Below are 19790 nucleotides of genomic sequence, written 5' to 3'. Positions count from 1 at the left end.
ACCGGCGATCCATCCAGCACAGGCACCGGGACAACGCCACCCACAGGTACCGGGACAGGCACAAGCGGCGGCACTGGTCGAAAGCTGTTGTTCTTTCGAGAGATTTCCGTCTGATTTTTTCAAGACAATCAGTCAATTGTTCTGGACTGATACTTTTGCGACTGACATTTGCTAATTCATGACTGAGTCTGTTCAAATCAGAAATATCTCGACGATCATGATGCCAGCTTATTCGAATTCCAGATTCTGCAGCTGCTCTCTGCATCAGCTGCCATAACGGACCGTTGGCTTTTCTTCTGAGTGGATTCTTTCCACCAAGCACAACGTACTCAGAATCTGAGATCACATGAATTTTGATGACGTCTGGAAATGGTTTTCCTTTTTCAACGGCAGCTGCTCGACGTTTCGGTATGACCTGACTGAGATAGAGCAGCGGTAGTGCATACGCCATCATCTCTGCGATATTGTTGGTACCGACAGAAAATGATCCCCAAAATGCTTTACGTTGATCATTACGACTGATCAATACCGAAGCCCAGCCGCAAGTTCTTTCCAAAGTCGTACCGCTGCCATCTCCGACGAGTAGATAATCCCAGTCATCTGTTTTAGGGATGCCGACTCTTTTCAGCAGCTTCGCCATCGGACTGCCGGACTGAATCATTTTCTTTTTCATTAAAGGGATCTTTCAATTCGCCTGAAGCGAACATTTGAAAAGTAGCTTCGGCGGCTTCTGGGTCGACACCTGATTGGCGATATATCGAGATCGCTCTTTGGTAAAAGATTCGACTAGCAACTACTCGCTAGTGCCCCAAAGGCAGCAATAACCCAACAGCGATTGAGCCTGACAGATATCAGCGCCTGACATCATGTCTGAAGACTCTCTGCCATCTTGTCTGACCACCGACCTGACGGCCGTCAGACCCCTGAGTGAGCGTTTAAACTCCACGAACATGATTCTTTATGAAAAACTTGTACGCCAGGGCCCTGAAAATGCCCTCTGAGGCACAATTGGCTGTCTGGACGACCAAACGTACTACCCTGACTACCCATTGATTTTGGAGCGATTTCTAAAGAGATGCGAAATTGTGAGAATCAGGCGACTCACCTGGCACAACAATCCATTTTTGGGAAAGCAGGCAGTCGATGCTGTCGGGCGCCTCAAGATGCCCCGATGCCGTGATCAGAACCTGAATCCGGGAATCGAGACGACAGACATTTTGAAAAGATCGAACATGACACTCACCACGACGAGCATTCGAAAAATCTGCTCTCAAACCTGATCAGAATGTGGACTGGGTTTGTTGCGTCCCATTTTCTGAAAACCATCTCGTCAAGATTCTCTCTAAAGTCTGGCGTCCATGGGGATCATTCGTCAGATCTCTCTCTGAACAGCAGCGCGGGTGATGCGACACCAATGGTGACCACTGCGAGTTCGATATGCGCTGGTGAAACCTCAATGACTTTTGCGCCGATCCAAACGCCATGATTGTTCAACTCAGCACGTGGCATCGACGGATTGACTGAGTGATTTTCCAAACGAGGAATTCAGGCCTGGAAATCCAACTCTGAAAATCTCCGACCGAAAATTCCTCAAGCAGAGTTGAGATCTGGAAACTTGCTTCTGGAAACACAGGCACGGAGAACTACTCGCCGTTGGCTCTCAAACTCCGGAGTGTCCGAAAATTCTTTCCCGCACAGCCCGCAAAAGCGTGGATCGAACGTCATCGCGGACCGAAAAACATCGACTCACACGGCATTTGTCACACATCGCCACGGATCTGGCCACGGAAGTAGTGAGTCAGCCTCAGAGTTTTCACACGATGTTTTCGTAGATTCATACTAAAAAATTTTCTTCCAATTGATCTTGTGCCCGAAATTTTCAAACGCGGTTGATTATTTGTAATGTTCGGACCCGTTCCGTTTTTCACCGACTTGGCAAAATACTGCTATTTTGCCGAAGAACATAGTCGTGCGTTTGTCTATAAAAAGGTGAGAATCCAAAATCCGCAGCCACGCGGCGTTACGACACATCCGGTTGGCCATGGAAACTCCACTCTTCCCTACAAAGCGGTCCAGTCGTTCTCGAAGGTCTGTTTTTGGTGTTCACCCCGACTGCCATTTTCATCGTAAAATCCAGTGGTTTTGTAGGAATCAGCTCTTCTGCTGAAGTGATCACACTGTCGTAGATCGGAGTCGCTGCCATACGACCGGAGTCATTCTGGCTCCCGCACATCTCTGGATCACGTGCTGGCTGCAAGACAGGAGTGGCACAACTCCTGTTGAGCCTCCTCCAGAGACCGACGATTACCACCCAGGGTTTGGAGACCAGATTCCGCAGTTCTCCCAACACACAAAAATAGCTGGCAAACGCCAAATTCAGTGGCCAACTGATCCATCGTCGCAAAGTGAGTGCTTGCCGTGTGCGCACTGTGCGCGCGCTCCAGAGCCCCTCCGGACCTCGAACACGGCACTTTCCTAAAAAAACCGCGTTTTTGCGTCAGAAAGGGTGTGCGAGATTCCGGCTAACTGCGGCCGACGCAATTTTTTCGACATCCAACGCCCTTTTTCCCATCGCGCGTCGGTTTTGAGAACGCGCTTTCGAGCGCTTTCGGCTGTCGGAAATGACCATGCATCGCGCCCACGTTCTGTGCGCAACACACTGCGCACAAAACGTGGCTCGCAGAGCCGTGACATGCCTGCGCACTCCGCGCAGGTGTCCTTCAATTCCCTCGTCAGAAAGGAGCTTGGCTGATGTCTGCACTTCTCGGTTTGTGCAGTGCCCTACTGGTACTGGCCTGTTTGATCATTCTACGTGAACGACGCCTGCGCCGTGGTTGGCAGCAGGTGGTTGCTCGCATGTCCTCCACCAAGGAGAAACCCGATGCCGTGGTACCTGCTGCTGATTCTCGGATTCCTGCTGTCTCTCTTCCTCCCGAGTTGCCACACCCCCGAAAGCTCCATTCCCGCTCGGGAAGCACTTCACACTCAGGCTGAACAGAATCGCCGACTGGCGGAACTCCAGCAGACCTGGATGCAGGAGCGCCAGGAACTCTTTCGACAACGTGATACGCTCGAACGGGAACGTGCCGAGTGGGCCACTGCCCGTGTGCGCGATCCTGTGATTGCGGCGGCCATTCTCCGCGTCGGCGAACTGGCACTCTGTGTGACACCACTCGCACTCTGCTGGCTGCTGCTGCGAACCTCAACCTCGAATACCCCGGATGAACTTCTCGCCGAGGTGCTCCTCGAAGCCCATTTGGCGACTCCAGACTCGCCTGTGTTGCGTCTGGAAGCACGCCCGGCAGCACCTCTCTCACACAGTCCCCCATCACGGCTGACCGGTCCCACCGCAGCCACGCAAACCGATGATGCGGATTCGCCAGAGTGCTGACGAACCCAGCCGTTGGTTTCAGATTGTCACAGGTTTTCCAACACCGCTTTCTCTCAGGAGTTTTTTCATGAGTCATCTCGTCACCATTCAAACGCAAGTCAAAGATGCCGCCGCCATTCACCACGCCTGTGAACGTCTGCAACTGACGCCACCGCGTCAGGGAACAGCCCGCCTGTTCAATCGCGAATGCACGGGCTGGCTGGTGGCTTTGCCCGAGTGGAAATACCCCCTGGTCTGTCAAACAGAGACTGGGACAGTGCAGTACGACAACTTTCTCGGTCATTGGGGGGATCCCCAGCGTCTCGATGCCTTTCTGCAACACTACGCCGTCGCCAAAGCCACACTGGAAGCCCGGCGGCAAGGGCACTCGGTGCAGGAATTTCAGGAAACCAGTGGTGCCATTCGTCTGGTCATCGGCGTCAGTTCCTGAAACGACATGTCACCCCGCACCACACCCACCACGGCGGTAGCTCGGGAACGACCGCTCTCACTTTTTCCAGTCCCATAGATCCCTCATGTCCCTACAGGAATTCTTCCATGCCACTGACCATCGAAATTCGAGTTGATCCCACCGGCAAGGTGCAGGTGCAGGCCCAGGGATTCACGGGAAGCACCTGTCGTCACGCCACAGCGGGCCTGATTCAGGCACTCGGTCTGCCACTCCAGGAACAACTCCAGCCCGAGTACTACCAACCGTCATCAACGTCACACACCTCACCCACGACCCATCAATCGCACGCACCATTTCCCGAACACTGAATCGAAGGCGAGTTCTCGTCGTGACAGCCGTTTGTGGCGATGGCGCGGTGAAGGTATTCCTGCGCGGAGTCCCCGCACAGATTCTGAATTTCAGTTACCCACTGGCATTTCTCCAGTGGGTTTTTTCGTGATGTATCCCCTTTTTCTTCCGGAGTCTCTTGATGCAATTTTCTCAGCAACTCGTCGAACATATTCAGGCCGCTTTCAGTGGCCTGTGGATTCAATCGCCTGAAGCCGAGGAAGTCGAATGGCGACTGCGTGCTCTCGCTCAGGAGCACCACTGGCAGTTGGCGGCCTGGGATCTCTCTCAAGGCCTTCGCTCCCTCTCTGAGTCCGCAGAAGGATTGTCTGCTGCTCCCGCAGCCCCGGACAGAATTTCGGATCCTCTCTCGGCTCTCCAACACTTTCTGGAACGACCAACCACCGCTGATTTCACGGCCGAACTGCTGGTCTTACCCAACTTTCATCGCTTCCTGCAGAATCCGGAAATTATTCAACAGCTCATCCGGGGGCTGCGACTGGGCAAACAACTCCGCAAGTTCCTGGTGATCCTGGCTCCTATTGTCCAGTTGCCTCCCGAACTGCAGCGGCAATTTGTGGTGCTGGAGTTTCCACTCCCGCAAGCTGACGAACTGGGAGAGATCGCGCGGGAACTCGTAGCCGATGCCCCTTCACTGATTCCCACGGGACCCACCTGGCAACAACTCCTCGATGCTGCTGCCGGACTGACTCGCAGTGAAGCGGAAAATGCCTTTTCCCTTTCTCTGGTGCGGCATGGGACATTTCAGCCCGATGTCATCTGGGAACTCAAGTCTCAGACGTTGCGGCAACAGAGTCTCTTGCGACTGCATCGTGGCCGTGAATCGTTTGCCGCTCTGGGAGGTCTCTCCGCTCTCAAACAGTTCTGTCGCCAGGCACTCCGTCCCCGATCAGGAACTCAGCGGGTCACGGCCCGGGGAATTCTCCTGCTCTCACCACCGGGTTGCGGCAAGAGTGCCTTTTGCCGCGCTCTAGGTCAGGAAACCGGACGCCCTGTTCTGACACTCGATCTGGGAGCCGTCCTGGGAGGGATCGTGGGGGAGACCGAACGGAACATCCGCCAGGCTCTGCAAGTCGTTGATGCCATGGCCCCCTGCGTGCTCTTTGTCGATGAACTGGAGAAAGGACTCTCGGGGGTCGGGGGCACTGGCGATGCCGGAGTGGCGACTCGCCTCTTTGGCACACTGCTGACGTGGCTTTCCGATCACACGAGTGATGTCTTCTTCGTCGGGACTGCCAACAGCATTCAGCAGTTACCTCCCGAATTCACCCGTGCGGAACGACTCGATGGGGTCTTCTTTGTCGATCTCCCGGCTCCTCCCCAGCGTCAGGAAATCTGGTCGCTCTACCGGAAGGAGTATGACATTGCTGCCAGTGAACCGATTCCCGCCGATACGGGTTGGACGGGGGCCGAAATCAAATCGTGCTGCCGACTCTCGGCCCTCCTGGGAATCTCTCTGGCCGATGCGGCCCGACAAGTTGTCCCTGTTTCGCGGACTTCTGCGGAGGCCATTGAGCATTTGCGGCAATGGGCCAATGGACGCTGCCTCTCGGCCGACGTCCCCGGCCTCTTTACCCACACCTCCAACTCAACGTCCCGCCGGAAGGTGACTCCCTCGACCAACTGAACGGCCTGCGATTCGGCCTGGCCCCGCACTGACTCTCGGAACATCAGCGGGAACGTTCAAGCGGGACGTTGTTTTCCACCGGTTGTTGTCACTCGATGAATCTTTCGCACGTCTTCTTCCCATTGAGAAATCAAGGAGCCTTTTCATGACCATGTTGACCACAGAACCCGAGCCTGCTCAGCAGGCTCCTCGTCCTCGCCCGCTAGCACGGGAACTTCAGGAGATCACCACGGCTGTCCGAGTCAGTTTTCACTGGCTGGGGACCAGTCGCTCGCTGACCCATAGCCAGAAGGCTCAGGCCGCTGAATCTTTTGGTGCCGCCGAAAAGTTTCTCTCGGCGGGCAAGAAACTCTTTGATACGAGTGCTCCCGCCTATCGCCAGGTGACTGCAGTTCGCAGCCGGATTGTCCAATACTGGAAAAGCACGACGCTCCCCTTTCCGGAACCCGGGATTCGACTTCTCCGAAAAGAACGCCTGGGAATCTTTGAAGCCCAACTGACGGAGTTTCGCCAAGAACTCGAAGAGGCTGTGACGCGGCTCGAAGAAGAATTCGAGACACTCCAGCAGCAGGCCCGGGAACGACTGGGTTCGCTCTATGATCCGCGGGATTATCCTCACTCCCTGCGGCAGGAGTTTGCTGTCGAATGGGATTATCCCAGTGTGACTCCTCCGGATCACTTGCAGCAGCTCGCTCCCGAACTCTATGCCCGGGAATGTGCCCGTGTTTCGGCCCGCTTTGAAGAAGCCATGCAATTGGCCGAAACCGCCTTCCTCGAAGAATTCAATGGGCTGATTACGCATCTCTGCGAACGGATGAGCGGTCAGTCGGGAGCTTCTCCCAAAGTCTTCCGAGATTCTGCGGTCTCACGACTCCATGAGTTCTTCGAGCGTTTTCGCACTCTGAAGATTGGCTCTCACGAACAGCTCGAAGGACTCGTGGAGCAGGCTCAAAGCCTTCTCCGCGGCGTCACTCCCCAGCAACTGCGGGACCACTCTTCTCTCCGTCAGCACGTCTCCCGGCAGATTTCAGCGGTTCAATCCCAACTCGATCAACTCCTCGTTGATCGTCCCCGGCGATCAATCATGCGTCCTTCCACCGGAGAAGAGGCATGAAACAGATCCTTCTCATCCGTCCTCAGGGAGTGATTGTCACTCTCTATAGCGAGTCACTCGACTGGCAGGCTCTAGGCCAGGTGTCGATTGAGCGGGCCAGTGATGTTGAACCCGATGCGAACGGAGCGTGGTGGGCGCACCTGCGAGATGGTCCCTCACTGGGACCGTACTCTCACCGCAGTCAGGCCCTCACGGCAGAAATTGACTGGCTTCAGCAGCATCGCCTGCAGGCCGAATAGCCAACTCATGAGCCCCCACTGGGGGCTGTTTTTTTGAAAACTCCCCGGGATCTCTCGTGGGAAAAACCATTCCTTGAACTTGGAGATTCGGACAAGATGACACGACGTGAATTCGAACTCGCCGTTTCGGAAATGACGGGTGAAGACCTGCAGGTGATTCACCAGCGGGGCTTTGAACTCATTGACCTCACACCTACGCTGACTGACGACGACTCGCTGGTAGCGGCCACTCTTCTGGCTCCCTATCTCGACTGGGATCACCTCGAAATTGCGTGATTCCCAGCAGATTTGTCTGTACTGACGACTGAGTACTGCCAGGCCGGAGTCCATCGCTCTGGCCTGGCATTGTTTTCGGGGGCTGACGCCCCTGATTTCCCTCACGCCTTGATGAAAGTGACCCCATGTTTCAATTCTCACGACAGACAGCCCGGCAAGTCCTCACGGCATTTCGACATGCCGGACTCGTCCATTTCTCCCGGCGCATTCAACCCCCAGTCACGCTGATTCAGCGCGGCACTCAACTGCAGATGCTCTGCCTGACTCCTGAAGTTTGGGTTCTCTGGCAGAACTTTGATCCCTCTCGCAGCCCCACTCCCTCACCTCTCACGGAGCTCTCCCTGGGCCATGCCGAACAAGTCACTGTCCCAGCCACTCTCTTGCGAGATGTCCAGGGAACCACCCCGGATATCGTGACCATCGAAGTCGATCAGGATCTGATCAAGGCCCGCTGGACAACCTCGGGTTTTGAGATGGAGCGTGAATATCAGCGAATGGATCCTCCCGAAGGCTGGCCCCGAGCCCTCTGGTCTGAATTGGTGGAAGCCCCACCGGGGTTTCTCGCCGCATTGCAACGAGTGATGTCACTTCGTGACCCCAGCATTAAGCGTTACTCCCTGAGTTGTGTGCAATACAGTGCTCAACATCAGCGACTCGCCGGGTCGAATGGGCATCAACTCCTGATTTGGAACGGGTTGCCACTTCCCTGGTCAGACGATCTGCTGCTGGCGGGCACAGATATTTTCGCACTCCCTGAATGGGAACGTGCCAGTACTGTCCATCTCGCTCGCACGCCTACCGATTTCGTGGTGCAAACTGGATCCTGGGTCGTCGGACTGAAAATTGAAACGGAAGGACGGTATCCCCTGATTGACCGGGTTGTGCCGCAACTCTCTGAGACTGCCTCACAGATGGAACTCCATCCAGTGGATGCCTGCCGTCTGATAGAACTTCTGGAACATCTTCCGCAGGCCCAGATCAGCTCGGAAGAACGGATCCATCAACCGTTGACTGTGGATCTTTCGCAGGAATTTCCCGTGATCCGAATTCAGACACGCTGTTCGGCCCGTGCCACGGAAATTCAACTGATGCGATCCACCTGCTGGGGCACTCCCGGGGCGATCTCACTAGAGACCCGCTATCTTCTCTCAGCCCTTAAGATGGGGTTTCAGCAACTCGGTTTTCAGAGTTCGGAGAGTGCCGTTCGTCTCGACACTCCCGACGCTCTCTACGTCATCATGCCACTCACGCGTGATAGCCTCATTCCGCCGGGAGATCACCACGTGCTGGCCACTGGCCAACCACAGTCCGGCACACGCGAACCCATCGGCCTCCCAGCAATGCGCTTGGAACCAGTCCACCCAGTTTCCGAGAACTCACCAGTGGAGATCTCACGCTCCCCATTCCACAAGGCCCATTCACGTGAGACGATCATTGTTTAACCTCCTCGATGCCGTATGACCTCAGGAACACGAGGGAAGGATCAGAGGGGCCAGTGTGAACCCTGGGAAGGAGTTTTCACTCTGGAAGCGCGAACTCTCACTGGGAGAGATCCCGCTCATCTGGCAGGGGCTCATCCCCCTGCCAGATTTTTTTAGCCCCCACCCCACGGCATCGGGTTTCGGTTTTCACCGGCCCATGGAAGACCACCACTCGTTGCGAGTTCTTGCAGTTGAGGTTTTAAACGTACCATCAAACCGATTGATTTTCAGCGTTTCTGAGAGATATTCCCTGTGGAATGTGGTTAAAGATCTGTTCGAAAAGCGGTGCTTTTCCAGCAACAAATAGTTATTCAAATTCCACCTGTGAGAGGCTCTTCCGCAGAGCATTTAATCGGCAATGAAAGACATACCAGAAACCACCTTTTCTTTAATATTAAAGAGATCCGGTTTTTCAATCAGACATAAATGCCATTTCTTCGGTGTTCAAGAGAGCGGTTTCCAGGGTATTCTCTCCCTCTCGGAGTTCCTATTTTCTTCCAGGATTTCGCTATAATTAAAACCAGCTTAACGTGGATTTGGAGCAGCTTTTTTACGCATAAACCTTCATGTCCCCGGCGACGTTGGTACTCATCCAGACCGATCACCGTGCAGCAACTTTGCACTGGAAAGATCCCATGACCGGTGACTGTCGAGCGAAGACTGCATGTCTGCCGGGGCAGTCGGCGGGACGAAGCCACCCGAGATACCTGCACCCGTTCCGAGCCTGATCTTGGGGCTGCAAACGACGGCCAGCCAGAGAGAGCAAATGCCTCTGGCCAGACAGCGCGTGGCTTCGACGAGGAGCCTTGCCCTTCACCGAATGATGCCGACTCTTCGAAATCGAATTGGGGGAATCGAGGAGTGGAATGTCAGGCAGGCGAAACCGGTCGACCGAGGAGTGCATGGCAGCCACCACAGCGCAGAGAATGCAGTACGACTTGATCGGGAATTCGATTGGCCTTTCGGCAGAGCCAGCAGCGGCACAAAAAGCCCGATTCCCCATCAGGAGTGATCACGGCATCCTCCTCCACCGCACGAAAATTGTACTTCAGCGAGGCGGGATCCGAGGTCTTTAGCAGATGATACGCTTCATTGATCTGGACCATCTTGTCGCGAGCCAGTGCTGAAAGATGATCCGGAACGCCTTGCACACGATCGGGATGAAACTGACGGACAGCATCTCGATACGTCGCATCAATCTGTGAGTCTGTTGCATCAGCAGAGAGTCCCAACACATGCAATGCCGGGATACGCATGTACTGAATCCCTACGGAACGATCGTAGACACCAATGACATTGAGACTCTGCAGGTTGAGGAATTGCTCCAGTTCTACGACGAACTGCCGTTTCTCGGGAGGAATGCTCTCCCGGGAATAGATCACCTGAAGACAGTTCCAGACAATCCGGAACCGAAGCTCCTCGTCAGCAGTCGGAAGCCAGTTGACGCAGTCAGGCTCATCAATCAGCTTTCGGGAAATGTCCAAAACGTTCTGCACATCCCGCTTGTGATGGAGCCCCAAGGGCTGCAGCAAGAGTCGTGCAATCTCGTGTATTGTCTTCAGTTCGCGAGGATCTGGAGGTGAATCCATACGCACGAGTGCCATCGGATATGTCAACTGGATTGCCCGCATCAAGAGATCGTTCTGCGCCTGCTCTGCACTCCATCCCAATCGTCCGGCAATCCATTCTCCCGCAGTGCGGCCACCGACAAGCCCTATGAGCGTCCCCCAGGTTGGGCCCAGCAGATAAGACCCCAGAATCACCAGAATCACAACGACCACAAACCCGGCAATCTCCGTCCGATGTCGGGCAAAGAACCCCTCCAGCGTTCGCTCCAGGAAGAGCACATCTTTGACAACAAGACACAGGAACAGAGCCCCAAGACCTCCCACAAAAGACCCCAGATTCCCTCCCCACATGCCACCAAAGAAAAAACCGGCCATCACGGCTGTCAGAGTGACCACGTATTCAACCATAAAAATCCCACTGGCCTGAGAATTGAAAGCAAGCCCATCGCCTGGCTTTAAGTCAGTTGCTGTGTGTCGATCTGGGGGACTTTCCCCCTAACGGTCCCCAAGAGTGGGAAAAGTCGTTTTTGTTAGGACTCGCTGGAGCTTTGGCAATCTCTGCGAGGAGGCTCTTCAGGACTGGCTTCCACAGCCAAAGTTTCTTTCCATGAAGTGCAATTCCAACAACACTCCACCCAGCGTGTGAATTGAGCATGGCAGCGTGGACAAAAGCAGATTGCATCAGAATCGGGATGCGGCGCAGCAAGAGCCACGGACAGTTCCGTGCCGCGCAGCTGAAGCAACTCTTGGAGTTGTCCCAGCGTCAAGGTTTCGAGATTGGCAGAGACTCCCGTCGAGAAATCCTGAAGATTGGGTGCGACCGAGGAATTGCGAGCCCATTGATGAAGCACCGCATGTGGAGCCAGAGCCCAGGCGAAAGTACTGAAGTGATATCTTTGCCATCCCATCTTTCCCAAGAGTGAATAGGCTTTGAGTGCAGACAGCGGACTGATTAAGACGTCGGCCACAGAGCCCGAGACATCTCCCCAGCCCTGCCGCCGAAGTGAGCGAGCGGACTGCCAATAGAAGCACGCTGTAAGTGACCAGCAGGTGAAAGTGGCTCCGAGGGTCCAGCGTATGGCATAGGGAATATTCACCGTCAAGAAACCAGCCCAGAGGAGGATCAGCATGCCCAGACAGAGAGCCAACCCAGTCGATGTCAGCTGCACCAACTGACTGGCTCGTTGCCAGGCTGCGAGGAATGCCTGAAAGTCTTTCACCTCGTCCGGTCGCGGTAATAACGACGAAGTTCCAGCGGTCCAACAGTATGTAAGGTCAAAAGTTCCCTGATCTCCTATGAAGACTCGACAGGTGGGAGAAATAGGTAACCACACGAGGCGACACCTGGAGTTTTCCAATAACACGGGACAAGTTCTCCAGAGCCCTGAACGGACCTCAAAAATACCGTGCTCTTCTCTCCGCAGCAGTCGGAATTGCTCCAGAAGAAAGAGTCCCACCAAGGCAACCCAGAGCCATTGGTCAGTTATCCCGTACATGGTGTGGGTCAATCCTGCCTGTGCCTGCAATCACCGCTAAAAGTGATTGGATTACCTGCTGACATCTCTGCTGCTGAACTAACTGCCAATCAACTCTCCCTACACCTTGAAATTCGAGGCAATCTCAGAGGCTCGGCCTGTCTGCAACCCACCGAAGATCTTCTGCAATCGTCGCATGGCCGGGCTTTGAGGCCGAGACACATTACGTCCCTCAATCGTACGTCAATCACTTGACTGATTGTCGGGAGACTGGGGCGTGCGGGGACGTGGTCCTGGAAGTGTCGGGGGACGGGGAAGAGCCGAGTCGTGATTCATCGCGACTGGATCTGAAGGAGGCGAGGTGGATGCGGATTTCCCAAGGAAGCGCGCTCCGACGGCCCCCAAAGCTGCCAGAATCAGATAGATGTATTTAAAAATAAAGACACCCATTTTCTGAAAGAATCCCAGTTTGGCAGCGACCGCGGTTGTGGATCCCGCCACCAGTGCGGTCACACCCAGTGCGGCCACTTTGTCTCCGGGTTGCCACGATGCGTAATCACTTCCAGCATTGAATGAAAAGCCTTGCAGCAGCTGATTAACGCCGGGAATCACAGACTCAATTTCGTCTGGATTTGTCATCACCAGCTTGACGGACATCATGCCGTAGCGTCCCAAGATCCTGGTATCCCAATTGGCGACAGGATTCCCAGTTTCCGAATGCCCGCGAATTGCCCATTCCAATTGCTTCGTCGTGGAGTTGTAACGCGGAGGAATGATCCAGCGATCAATGTAGAGTGGCTCTAGTCCCAGTTGTTTGCGATGAGCGTTTCCAGCATTCGTATTCTCGCGAAGCTGCTTGAGGAGTTCATCCGCATTGAGATTATTCGCATCACGATCATCGACTTTCCCTGAGTCCACATAAGAGAAAATCAGGTAAAATCCAAAGGGTTCCTCTGTGAATGTCACCACACTCTGAATGTCTGCGGATGGCGGGTTACCACTTAACTCCATGTAGATCTGAGCACCGGCCGAATTGGTGATCTGAAATCCGTCAGGGATTTGAATGGTGGCTTGTGGCCCAACTGCGAATCGGCCCGGCCCCTTTTGCCAGGAAATCTGTTGGAATCGTTCGAGGATTCGACGCTGCTCGGGAGTCAGAGGAGGATCGGCCGGAGCGGCAATCAGTCTTTCCTGGAGGCCACTGAACACCAAAAGGCAAACGACCGTAAACCAGAATCGATGCTGCAACATGAGTTCCCTTTGCAAGAATTTGGTTTTGATTCCGAAGTGATTGAAGTTTGAAGTGCCCAGTTCGTCCGGCGATTTGGTGCCGGAAACGACATCGTTTCCGCCACTCTTTTTGTCCAAAGTACGAGACGAAATTGGGAACCCATGACCCGACAAATAACCGCGAGTCGTACTGGCTTACTTCGAGACTTTCAGCCGCTCTGTGAACACGGTCGCCGTGTCTGGAAATGAGAGTTCCACATCAATCTCTTGAGGCACAAACTCTAGAGCGCCCTCAGGTGTGGTGAACGTCTTTGCCTCTCCGTTCGGCCATCCGGAATGATCCCAGATCCAAGCCTTCTCTTTTCTTCGATTTCCACGGAACGTGAGAGTCACCTTTCCTGGAGGAAGCCATTCCACACCGTGGAGAGTCAGTTCTGCACCTGGTTGGGTATTCCAAAGGACCCCTTGCTTAAACGGGAGATACTTCCCTTGAATCTTGAGGGCTGATCCAAATCTTTTGACATCTTCATCTCGGCCTGCCCCCTGATAGTCGTAATGAAACTGCGCCGAGTACTCAGGTGACCACAGTTTGACTTCCGCAGACTGGATGGAACTGACTGTCTGCGAATCGACATAGCTTCCATCGGGGAGTTGAAAACCGACTTGATAGAGGGAGTACATCCAGGTGTTTGCTGGCCAATGCTTGATGAAGTGGACAATTCTGCGTGGTGGTCCGTTTTGGCCCGTCAATTGAACTTGCAGAGTGCAATCCCGGAGATCATCGCCCCCATTATGGAAGCAAATCCACTTTTTGGGGGCATGTGCTCCCCACGGATCATCAATATCAATTTTAAATCGATCCCCCGCAGCTCTGACCGGGGCCGCAAAACGCTCAGCGATCCGAGATAGGGTGAGCTGGATCGCAACACATTGCTGTTCGGCATGACATAACGCAATCGCTGCACGCTGTTTGGCAGCTGCTCGGGAATCGGATGCTGCCGTACGCTCAAAGGAACCTTTGACGAGTTCAAGGTCGCCAGTAAATCCAGAGACAAACCCCGAAACAAATGAATCAAGCATGAGATCACTGGTCGATGTTGGATCTGGTAAAGCTTGAAATTCTTCAAAGTGCTTCATGAAGGTGGCAAGTGCCGTATGTGTTCGCTGGGCCATACTCTGAATCTCTTGATCCGAACTGGAAAGATTGCGGAGTGCATCCAGTTGCCGATGCAATTCCGCTAGTACGGCGGGCTTGGGTACGACTTCCCATTCCGCAGGTGATGGAACGATTTGATGAGTCAGAACATCGGCCAAAACTCGATATTCCTGAGGTAACTCGACCTTGGGAATTGGGACTACGGGAGGGACTGGTGGTAAGGGAGTGGTCGATGACTGCGCAGGGAGAGTTACTGAGCCGCTGCTCCACCACCAACCACTAAGAAAGACAACCGCGGCAACCGTAATTCCCAGAAGCAGTGATGTTCCTGCAGCCAGTTGAGACGGATTGGCTGTCGAATCTTTGGCAGTAGTATTTGCTTGAGAAAAGAAATCGTGGGGCATGTTTATTCTCCACTCATGGAAGAGCAAATTCGCAGGAGCTGGTGTCGATGGCGAGGGGACGCCGCAGCTGAAGACCCGAAAAGCTTGAGCCGAGACAAACTCCATCTGGCTCGCGAATCATGGCCCACCACAGGGGAACCACGACTTGAAAAAGGGATCAGAAAGTCAGACTGGGGTCGCCAAGTGGACCGCAATCCGTGAACTCAGTGTGCCTGACACTTAGAACATATAAAATGTTCCAAACCGAGACCGCACACTACGTACGGGACGTAGGGATCGAGTTGATGACGACCTTTTAAGCTCTGGGGATAACCTGGGATAGATCCCACCATGAACGGGACGCTTCAGGAATTCACTCACCTTTTTCTGGGAATCATTCGCGAGGAGAGCTCTGGGCTCATTTTTGCTCGGGTCGACGTGATTGTTTAAAGCCGATCGTGGGCTGTCTTGAGCTTTGGTGGTCTGATCCGAAGTAATGGAAGTCCCTGTTCGAGGTTCGCTTCGCGATCTGGATCGCATTAATTCGATAAACGTCAAAACGTCTTGATTGACTGGTTTGCTGTTTTGAGGATTCGGTTCTGCAGCCGGTCGATGAGCCACCAGTTTCGAACGATCTTGAGTTTCATCGAACTTCTTCGTGTCGCTGAGTTGTCGCATGCTCAGACTTCTGGTGTTTCTTGATCCAGCGAGATCACTTCGTCCCGACGACGAATGGATCCACCGCCAGACGCCAACGAAGAGGTAGAGGCTGGCGAACAGTATGCCCGCATAAAGGAGGACTCTGCGAAACAGCGCTGAGCCAGTCAAAAAATTGAACGGCGTCGACGGGTCTGATCTGAGAGAAAAACGATCGAACATGCGAATACCCCGCTGGCGGAAAAGAAAGAGAGCGCCGAACCACGACCGCTCCCGCAACCCCCGCCAAGGGGCCCAATGAACAGCACATGGCCGACGCCCCCTTGCGGGGGCGCGGTCCAAGCACTGCTTATTGGGCAAAGAGCCTTGCGGCTCAGTTTGGCGGTATTTGCGGAAAGCAGTTCCTGACGCTCGCGCGCGTCTCAGCGATGTCAACGAGGCCGCATGCGTGCGTCCTCGACTTCAAACAAAAATCACTCCGAAAGAGAAATGAAGACCATTTCAGTAATTGGTCGTCCACAAAAATCTATCCAAGTGTCAACGTTCTCGCCAACGAAATTCTGTTCAGTTTTTCAAAAGTCCCCTGAACTATGGCGCAACCGTCTTGGAAGAGCTCTCCCATCATCAAGGGAGGATTTCAGTGAGATCACCTTGGTTTTCCAAGACTTGCTGACTGCCACGGGCTCGATTCACCCCTCCAGTCAGCCTTTTTGTGCTGACGTTCTGTCGAACAAAGTTGGCTGACATTCACTCAAATTTCATCTTCGCAAATACCTCCCTGCTCGCATTACACTTCCGTCAGTGAACAAAACAAAACTCGAATCCCTTCGAAAGCTGTCACCCCTGTGCGTGAGGACACTCATCAAGATGCCGCCTCGTTCATTGGAGAAGCGTGCGAGGAACCCGCCCGATTTCCCCTGGAACTGTCCCTGTCTGGTGGTGATCCGACCTATCTTCGAGATGCTCGCAAGGCGGTACGCGAAGAACTGCGAATCAGCTCTCGATGGGTCCGTCTGAATTGCCAGAAAGTGCATGTGTTTGCCGAGAGTGATCGGGGAGTAATCTTTGCGATCTATGTTGGCGGCGGTCTCGAATTCGATTGGACGTGGGAAGGTGCCCTGGCCTTTCGCCCACACGTTCTGGAGGAGAATGATGCCATTGACCTGGCCGACTTTGAAGAATCGCCTGTCGAAGAGGCCAGCCAGTGGTCAGGCGAAATTCTGGAAGTTGATCCCCAACAGGGATGCTTATTCATTAGCTTGACCAGCTCGGATCATCCTCCCACTGTGGGGACATTTCTGGTCAGGCCCTTCGATTTTCTCGGTACCCTTGATGACATTTACCATGAGGAGCGGTTCCGGTCACTGTCTGAAGTTCTCAATCAGCGATTGAACGCTGCCACGGGGAGTCAATCTCCCCAAGTCCGACATACCGCCACTGGAGGACTCAGAGAACTCTCCCCATGGTGGCAATACAGTTGGAGTATGCTCTGGGGTCCGCCCGGAACAGGCAAAACCTACACTATCGGCCGTCAAGTGGCTGCCGCACTGGCGGACCCTACGGAACGAATTCTGGTTGTCTCCACGACCAATCGGGCCACAGATGCAGTGGCTTTATCGATCGGAACTGCTGCGGTCGAACTCGCAGACTCTCATGTTGAAGATCAAGGACTTGTTCGGATTGGACGCGGGGCGGCCGTCGATCGATTTCAGAGCCATGGTCTTGACTCAATGCTCGTTGGCACAGAAACCGAGAAGTTGCGTGAGATCGAATCGTTGAGTCGTCAACTGCCTCTGGTTGACTCCTGGGAAGAGAAGGCCTTCCTTCGAAAGAGAATTCAAGAACTCCGATCCTCGGTGGGCGACAATGGGCGAGTACTCTTTACCCATCGCGACTTCAGGGTTGTGATCACGACTTCATTTAAGGCCCTCCAGTTTCTCCACCAGGAGACAGTGCGTTCGTTGCTTGAGCGTAACGAGGCCCCCTTCACGACGATTGTGATTGATGAAGCAGGGCTCATCTCCAGGGCAGCGACAGCGGCACTTTCTCTTTTGGCAGCTCGACGAGTTGTGTTGGTCGGTGATTCCAAACAGCTGGCGCCCATCAGTCGAGTGCGGCGCGTGTTGACGACCGTTCAACAGGCTTGGCTAGCCAGTAGTGGGGTCAGCCATCTTCATCACATGACCAACGTCTCGCCTGCTGTCCATGTGCTGACAGAACAACGGCGAATGCGTCCTGAGATCTGTCAGGTCGTCTCGGCCTATCAATACGGTTCCATGCTGACCACGGCTCCTGAAGTCAACTCGCGACCCTGTCCATTGCCTCCATGCCTTAGCCAGCAGCCACGTGCCATCTGGTATTTGATTGATGAAGAAGGCAAAAACCTGGCCTCAATTCGTGCCGAGCGTGGGCCAGGAAATCGGAGTTGGATTCGAAAGGGATCTCTGGCTGTCTTGGATAAGATCCTGCAGGCATCGGAAATGAGAACTTGCCATGGGCTTTTCATTTCTCCCTATGTCGCCCAGGCTCAAATGATTGGTCAATGGTTTGCTGAAAACGGGCTCGAAAGCTGGGAAGCATCAACGGTGCATCGTCAGCAGGGATCAGAAGCTGATGTTGTGATTTTTGACACGGTGAACGCGGGGAGTCATCAATGGCCCCATGACGAGTGGAAGCGCTTGGTGAATGTGGCGATCAGTCGTGCACGAGAAGCCGTGATTGTGATCGCCAGTCGTAGTGAAATGGAGGAGCCCTATCTCTGTCCCCTGGGGCAACTGCTCACCCCTCAAGTTCTGGTGAAGAAAAGAGGGGGCGTTCAGTGGCAGTCCGCAAGTCAGCTCACACCACCTGATGCCGATGAACCTTGCGAGGGGGACGACACGTTGGGTGGGCAATTTGCCTTGCGCCGCAAGATGAAGCCCATTTTGTCCCAGGAGCAGCAGCGACTGAGTCAACTGGAGTTGGATGGGAAACCACGTCTGGTACGCGGTGTGGCGGGAAGCGGAAAGACCGTGGTCCTTTCCAATTGGCTGGCTCAGACAGCCAGTCGTTTACAGGGTGATCCCCAAGCAAAAATCTGGGCCGTTTACGCTAATCGAACACTGCATAGTTTGCTCAGCAGTTCCATTGAGGCCGCCTGGAAAAATCAACGGAATCTACTGGAATTCCCTTGGAATCAAGTGGAACTGATTCATGTGCGCGATCTGCTTGCGCAGCTCCTGCCGAGCGTCGGGCTTTCAATGAAGACATATGACTTCAACTACGATAAAGCCTCGGAGGACTTTTTGAATCAGCAGTCAGAAACAACAATTCAACACTCATGCCGGGCCTTGTTTCTGGATGAAGCTCAGGACATGGGCCCCCACACTTTGAGACTTCTCCTTTCTCTCGTGGAACAAACTCAACCTAAAGACCACAACAGTCGGTCGGCACACATCTTCTTCGACAATGCCCAGAACGTATATGGTCGGAAAACGCCAAAATGGTCCGAGTTTGGTCTCGATCTTCGTGGCCGATCGACCGTGATGAAAGAGAGCTTTCGCTCAACCCGTCCGATCACCGAGTTCGCTGTGAATATTCTGCACCGATTGGCGCCAACTGCCGATCTGCAGGATCACAAAGAACTCCAGTCGCTCGGACTTCTGACCAAAGAATTGCGAGATCGTGAAGAGTGGTTGCGAGTGGAATACAACCACATTGACGGACCCCGACCCTATGTTCGCCAGCACGCCACCAGAGATCACGAACTGGAAGTTCTCCAACATGATTTGGTGAAGCTTTTGATTGACGAGAAAGTGTCACCAAATGATATTTGTCTGATTATCAATGGGAACTGGGTTTGGGACCGGCTGCAGTCCGACGTCGCCCCGCGACTTGAGCAGTTCAATGTCGAACTCTCCCTGCAAAAGAGCCAGAAGTTTGAGCGGAAGCATAAGACATTGTTAGTGACGACCGCAAATTCATTCAAAGGCTATGAGGCCGAAGTCGTACTCATTCCATGTGCTGATAATTTTATTAATTCGGAAGATAATGTGCTGGCTTCCAGTCTCTATGTTGCTATGACGAGAGCACGTTCTGTACTCGGTATCTACTCCACACACAACGTGAATTCATCAGCTACACTCCTGAATCAAACTCTTGCCCGTTGTGGACAACTTCTCAAGACGCCGCCAGCCATCAGGACACTCAGTGGCCGAGAAGAATTGAACGACATCATTCAGCAAAGTTCAGATCATGGTTTGGAGAGTGACTAAACGTTCTGGATCTTTTGTGGTCGGATACTGTGGGGTACGAAAATTCAATTTTGAGGTGTCCTTGAGAACTCCCGAACCCGAAGATTTTCAGCGATTGCAAAACCGACAATCCCTTCTAGAGTAATCCCAGCGTCGGCGACA

14 protein-coding genes are annotated in these 19790 nt (G+C 53.8%); 10 read left to right on the top strand and 4 right to left on the bottom strand.

All coding sequences use genetic code 11. The features are described from left to right. A partial coding sequence (locus A6X21_RS15180; RefSeq protein WP_131818361.1) for a ribonuclease HI occupies positions 1 to 673 on the bottom strand: 673 nt, incomplete at its 3' end. A 2208-nt stretch (positions 674 to 2881) separates the two neighbouring features. On the opposite strand from A6X21_RS15180, the gene A6X21_RS15160 reads away from it, so the two are divergent. The 8 genes from A6X21_RS15160 to A6X21_RS15125 all read left to right on the top strand — a co-directional run bounded on the left by A6X21_RS15160 (position 2882) and on the right by A6X21_RS15125 (position 8888). Continuing rightward, positions 2882 to 3391 carry a hypothetical protein gene (locus A6X21_RS15160; RefSeq protein ID WP_068849311.1) on the top strand — a complete coding sequence of 170 codons (510 nt, stop codon included), beginning with the start codon at positions 2882 to 2884 and terminating at the stop codon, positions 3389 to 3391. Between the two features lie 67 nt (positions 3392 to 3458). Continuing rightward, positions 3459 to 3821 carry a DUF1257 domain-containing protein gene (locus A6X21_RS15155; protein ID WP_068849321.1) on the top strand — a complete coding sequence of 121 codons (363 nt, stop codon included), beginning with the start codon at positions 3459 to 3461 and terminating at the stop codon, positions 3819 to 3821. Positions 3822 to 3928: 107 nt separating this feature from the next. After that, entirely contained in the window at positions 3929 to 4150 is a 222-nt protein-coding gene (locus A6X21_RS15150; protein ID WP_068849309.1) for a DUF2997 domain-containing protein, read from the top strand. Between the two features lie 161 nt (positions 4151 to 4311). Next, entirely contained in the window at positions 4312 to 5817 is a 1506-nt protein-coding gene (locus A6X21_RS15145) for a Ycf46 family AAA ATPase (RefSeq protein WP_068849307.1), read from the top strand. A gap of 145 nt (positions 5818 to 5962) precedes the next feature. Then, positions 5963 to 6931: a hypothetical protein gene (locus A6X21_RS15140; RefSeq protein ID WP_068849305.1), complete on the top strand. Its 969-nt coding sequence runs from the start codon at positions 5963 to 5965 to the stop codon at positions 6929 to 6931. Further along, on the top strand, positions 6928 to 7170 hold the full coding sequence (locus A6X21_RS15135) for a hypothetical protein (RefSeq protein WP_068849303.1): 243 nt from the start codon (positions 6928 to 6930) through the stop codon (positions 7168 to 7170). Before A6X21_RS15140 ends, A6X21_RS15135 begins: the two co-directional genes overlap by 4 nt. 96 nt (positions 7171 to 7266) lie before the next feature. Next, complete coding sequence (locus A6X21_RS15130; RefSeq protein ID WP_068849301.1) at positions 7267 to 7446, top strand: hypothetical protein; 180 nt, start codon at positions 7267 to 7269, stop codon at positions 7444 to 7446. Between the two features lie 125 nt (positions 7447 to 7571). Beyond that, positions 7572 to 8888 carry a beta clamp domain-containing protein gene (locus A6X21_RS15125; protein ID WP_068849299.1) on the top strand — a complete coding sequence of 439 codons (1317 nt, stop codon included), beginning with the start codon at positions 7572 to 7574 and terminating at the stop codon, positions 8886 to 8888. Between the two features lie 908 nt (positions 8889 to 9796). On the opposite strand, the gene A6X21_RS15115 is transcribed toward A6X21_RS15125, so the two are convergent. The 3 genes from A6X21_RS15115 to A6X21_RS15100 all read right to left on the bottom strand — a co-directional run bounded on the left by A6X21_RS15115 (position 9797) and on the right by A6X21_RS15100 (position 14760). Then, positions 9797 to 10903 (bottom strand): J domain-containing protein, encoded by a 1107-nt coding sequence (locus A6X21_RS15115; protein ID WP_068849294.1) that lies wholly within the window; start codon positions 10901 to 10903, stop codon positions 9797 to 9799. A 1310-nt stretch (positions 10904 to 12213) separates the two neighbouring features. Then, on the bottom strand, positions 12214 to 13221 hold the full coding sequence (locus tag A6X21_RS15105; RefSeq protein ID WP_131818360.1) for a DUF2167 domain-containing protein: 1008 nt from the start codon (positions 13219 to 13221) through the stop codon (positions 12214 to 12216). A 174-nt stretch (positions 13222 to 13395) separates the two neighbouring features. After that, the gene (locus A6X21_RS15100; RefSeq protein WP_068849288.1) at positions 13396 to 14760 is read right to left on the bottom strand and encodes a hypothetical protein; all 1365 of its coding nucleotides are present in this window, start codon (positions 14758 to 14760) and stop codon (positions 13396 to 13398) included. Between the two features lie 944 nt (positions 14761 to 15704). Between A6X21_RS15100 and A6X21_RS24385 the strand changes: the two genes are divergently transcribed. Further along, positions 15705 to 15983 (top strand): hypothetical protein, encoded by a 279-nt coding sequence (locus A6X21_RS24385; protein ID WP_131818359.1) that lies wholly within the window; start codon positions 15705 to 15707, stop codon positions 15981 to 15983. 258 nt (positions 15984 to 16241) lie between these two features. Next, on the top strand, positions 16242 to 19649 hold the full coding sequence (locus A6X21_RS15085) for an AAA domain-containing protein (protein WP_068849282.1): 3408 nt from the start codon (positions 16242 to 16244) through the stop codon (positions 19647 to 19649). The last annotated feature ends 141 nt before the right edge of the window (positions 19650 to 19790 follow it).

This window comes from Planctopirus hydrillae, assembly GCF_001707835.1.
In the GTDB taxonomy this organism is placed as follows: Bacteria; Planctomycetota; Planctomycetia; order Planctomycetales; family Planctomycetaceae; genus Planctopirus; species Planctopirus hydrillae.
Note: the sequence above shows the minus strand (reverse complement) of the source record. Positions and strands in the feature narration are given on the sequence as shown.